This window comes from Syntrophomonas sp. (assembly GCF_028707975.1).
In the GTDB taxonomy this organism is placed as follows: Bacteria; Bacillota; Syntrophomonadia; order Syntrophomonadales; family Syntrophomonadaceae; genus Syntrophomonas.
In genome coordinates this window covers 1-3,950 of the sequence record NZ_JAQVZX010000140.1, presented here as the reverse complement: position 1 = coordinate 3,950, position 3,950 = coordinate 1, and the positions used below count along the sequence as shown (strand labels likewise).

At 45.0% G+C, this 3,950-nt stretch carries 3 protein-coding genes; 2 read left to right on the top strand and 1 reads right to left on the bottom strand.

Features of this window, described 5'->3' with window-relative positions:
- Nucleotides 1-120: 120 nt before the first annotated feature.
- Complete coding sequence (locus PHP87_RS11215) at nt 121-375, bottom strand: hypothetical protein (RefSeq protein ID WP_299921393.1); 255 nt, start codon at nt 373-375, stop codon at nt 121-123.
- 500 nt (nt 376-875) lie between these two features.
- Here PHP87_RS11215 and PHP87_RS11210 point away from each other — a divergent pair, with 500 nt between their 5' ends.
- Both PHP87_RS11210 and PHP87_RS11205 read left to right on the top strand, forming a co-directional pair.
- On the top strand, nt 876-2,843 hold the full coding sequence (locus PHP87_RS11210; protein WP_299921391.1) for a methyl-accepting chemotaxis protein: 1,968 nt from the start codon (nt 876-878) through the stop codon (nt 2,841-2,843).
- A gap of 364 nt (nt 2,844-3,207) precedes the next feature.
- Nucleotides 3,208-3,950 (top strand): cache domain-containing protein (locus tag PHP87_RS11205; protein ID WP_299921389.1); only part of this gene is annotated, 743 nt, incomplete at its 3' end.

Sequence of the window (3,950 nt, the reverse complement as noted above, 5' to 3'; positions counted from 1 at the left end):
GACAAATCCATTAACCTTGTTGATGATAAAGGCAATATTAACCAAAATTTAACCGGTTACTATGCTCTAATACCATATTGTAGTTTCAAAGAACTTGATTTTTGCTATTATGCAAAAGTCTCATATAAACGATGTTGGCGGTTTTTCCCGGCTCAATACTTTTTTGAAAAAGCAGCGGGTAACCCAAGCGGTGCTTAAGGCCCACAAGATTATAATACTGGTCATAGCTATGTTGATAAGGGTTTGGGAAGTTCCTTTCTGGGCCAGTAGTTCCTCTACGGGGACATTTACCAGAAAAAGAAAGCCCACACCCAGCAAGAAACCCGCCAGACTCATAAACAGCCCGGTTAATACCAGCAGCCTGGCCCTGGACATACTCTCCCCTCCAATAGTAATCATTCTATTTACGAGATGAAATATATCCCCCGCATCCATAATAGTGAGCGAAGCGAACATCAGTGGTGCCCGCAGGGTGCATCTTTAATAGTGAGCGAAGCGAACATCAGTGGTGCCCGCACGGTGCTAAGCGGTCGCCTATTAACAAAACAGGTAGCGGGTTCTAATCCCCCACCTCGTTGCAGCGCTGTGTTGCAACTGCTCCGCAGTTTCTTCCGATGCTATAAAGGTTTTATGCAGGATTCAGGCTATTATTCCGCAGGGCGATTAGTTATTTCTACCAGTAATGATAGCAAGTAGAAGCATTATTGGTCAAACGAAACCTTAATCCTTACTTTTTAATATCCCCATACCTTACAAGAAGAACTTAAGTGCCTGACAGCATATAGTTTTGATATTAATAGTACAATCTTTTAAGTAAAAAGGAATACAAGTATATTTATGGAATAACGATATTATAAGCAAAGGAGGGGTTAGAAATGAGATTTTACCATAGTTTGCGGTTTAAATTATTAATAGGGATACTACTACTTTGTTTCCTGGCCTCGATTGGCCAAAGCCTGGTTTCTTTTTGGAGTGGGAAAAATGTTCTAACTACTGAAATAACCAGTAAGTGCCAGCAAATAGCGGAATCAACCAGCCAGGTAATCGATACCTATTTTGCCGGCAAGCTGGAAAAGCTCGATACCCTTAGCAAAATTAGTTTGATAAAGAATATGCAGGAAGAAGAGATTATCCCCGCTCTTAAGGGAATCATGACAGCTGAGTATGACAATATCTATGTAATATGGCCAGATGGTTCCACCGTAACTGACAAAGGAGAAAGGCCTCAACTGGCTGACCGGGATTATTTTAAACTGGCTATAAAGGGCCAAGCCAATATTGGCACACCAGTTTTTTCTAAAACCACCGGCAATATGGTGGCACCGATTGCAATGCCCATTTTCCAGGGGCAGCAAATAGTGGGGGTCTTGGGAGCAACCTTAAAAATTCAAGAATTAATTGATGTGGTTAACCAGGTTAAGATAGGTGACACCGGTTATGCCTATTTGATTGATCGGGAGGGAATTTTTGTAGCCCATCCCAAAAGCGAGTTTATCCTGGAGAGCAACCAGTTCGAGCTAGGAGAAGAACTGGCTGCCATAGGCCAGAAAATGATTGCCGGGGAGTCCGGGATAGTAAATTACAAATATGAAGGAATGGAAAAATATATGGCCTATGCTCCGGTTAAGAGCAATGGATGGGCTTTGGGTGTAACTGTACCCGTAAAAGAAGTAAATCAGCCTTTGAACGATATGATGCAAAAAATTATTCTGATTACTGTGGCAACTCTAGCTCTGGCTTTCTTGATAATCTGGTTTTTAAGCGGGAGCTTTACCCACCCGGTTCTGGCCATGGTGGGTATTACCGAACGGCTATCGCAAAGGGATTTAACCCAGGAGATAAAAAGCAATGATTCCTCGGAAATAGGTCTGCTGATGAATTCCCTGGGGGAAATGAATGATAATCTCCATCAAGTTCTGGGGCAGATGGCTGCCAGTGCGGAAAGATTGGCAGGGCTGGCAGATGGTCTTTTCAGCAGTGCCGAGCAGAGTGGCAAGGCTTCCGAGCAGGTGCATGCCAGTGCTGAGGAAGTAGCGCGGGCCGCGGCTACCCAGGCGGAAGACGCCCAGAAAACCAGTGAGTTAAGCCGGCAAGTGGGAATGGCCATGCAAAATGTAAGCCAGGCCACGGAGGATATGTCGCAACAATCCAGACATTTTAAAGATATAGTAGCCCAGGCTACTGGCTTGATGTTGCAGCAAAAGGAGAAGATGGATCAGACCGTGGAGAGCACGGTTAATGTCTCCGAGGTGATAATGGACTTGGACAACAAAACCCAGGAAATTGGGGAGATTATAAGTGTTATTACCAATATAGCCGGGCAAACCAACCTTCTCGCACTTAATGCGGCTATAGAAGCTGCCCGAGCAGGAGAATCTGGCCGAGGTTTTGCCGTAGTGGCGGAAGAAGTCCGGAAACTAGCCGAGGAGACCGGTAGTGCTACCCTGAATATTGGCAACATCATAAGCGAAGTACAGGCAGGAGTAGAACGAGTAGTAGCAGAAGTCCAAAAGGTAGAGAAGCAAGTCAGGGAGCAAGGAAGTTCTCTGGGAGAAAGTGTGGGAGCCTTTAGGGAAATAGAAACGGGAGCCGGGAAGATGGATAATTCTATTCAGGATATATCGGCTACTTTTGAGGAAATTGTAGCCTCAACTGATGAGATTATACGGGCTATAGAAAATATTTCCGCCGTAACCCAGGAGTCAGCAGCATCGGCGGAAGAAGTAACTGCCATAAGCCAGAACCAGTTGGCGGCAGCCCAAAATATAGTTCAGGTTAGCCAGGAACTGGAGACCCTGGCTACAGAGTTAAAAAAGGTTACTGGTACTTTCATACTCAGGTAGGGAACGACCCCTGTGTCGTTCCGAATCAGGTTTGACAAGGGGATGACAAGGGGACGGGGTTATTGACCCATTCGCTAGCGAATGGGTCAATAACCCCGTCCCCTTTTATCTGCTTTTATCTGTTTTTGATACAAGCGCTACCCCGTCCCCTTTATCCTCCGGTTTTTTTTGGATATTTCCTAATAAAAAAGGAATTATTGAGCACTCTGTCGAATAAAGTAGTAATTTTTAAAGAGAGAAAAGTCCAAAGCCGATGTTTTTAATATGATTGTTTATATAAAGAAAGACAAAAAGCGGGGGAACTAATAATTTAAAAGGGGTGAGAGAAAAAGTTTTATAGAAAGATAAAAAAGGGGTGGGGGAATTGAGATTTACACAAAGTCTGAAATTCAACTTTCTGCTTTGGATCCTGGGAGCTTTTTTTCTAGCCTCTATCGGACAAAGCCTGGTTTCCTACTGGAGCGGAAAGGATATATTGATCCAGCAGATCCAGGAAAATTGTACCCAAATAGCTGATGCTACGGGTGATGAAATAGATGCCTGGATAGCGGGGAAATTCAGCGAAATGAGTACCCTGGCCAAGCTGGATGAGGTGCGGAACCTGGACGCAGAGCGTTTACCCGCTCTCTTGAGCGGCTTGATGTCGGCTGACCATGATAATCTCTATGTGGTCTGGCCGGATGGTACGGTAGTAGGTGATACAGGTCTCCAGGACTTCAAGCTGGATGAGCGCAACTATTTCAAACTGGCCATGGCGGGAAAGGCCAATATCGATACCCCGGTAATATCCAAGGCTACCGGTAATCTGGTGGCTCCCATTGCCGTTCCCATTTACCAGGGAGACAAGGTAGTGGGGGTTCTGGGTGCAACCATCAAGGCAGAGAAGATAACAGAGATTACTTCCGATGTAAAGGTGGGAGAAACCGGCTATGCCTATTTGATAAACCAGGATACAACTTTTGTGGCTCATCCCAAGAAAGACTATATACTGCAAAAGAAGCTCTCCGATGATGCCGAGGGAATGGAGGATGTAATCAAGCGGATGACCGCTCTGGAGACGGGAATAGCTGAATATGAATACGATGGTGAAGTCAAGTATATGGCCTA

Bases quoted from the DNA above. Each gene is read 5' to 3' on its own strand.
- PHP87_RS11215 (WP_299921393.1), bottom strand. From the start codon at position 375: ATGTCCAGGGCCAGGCTGCTGGTATTAACCGGGCTGTTTATGAGTCTG.
- PHP87_RS11210 (WP_299921391.1), top strand. From the start codon at position 876: ATGAGATTTTACCATAGTTTGCGGTTTAAATTATTAATAGGGATACTA.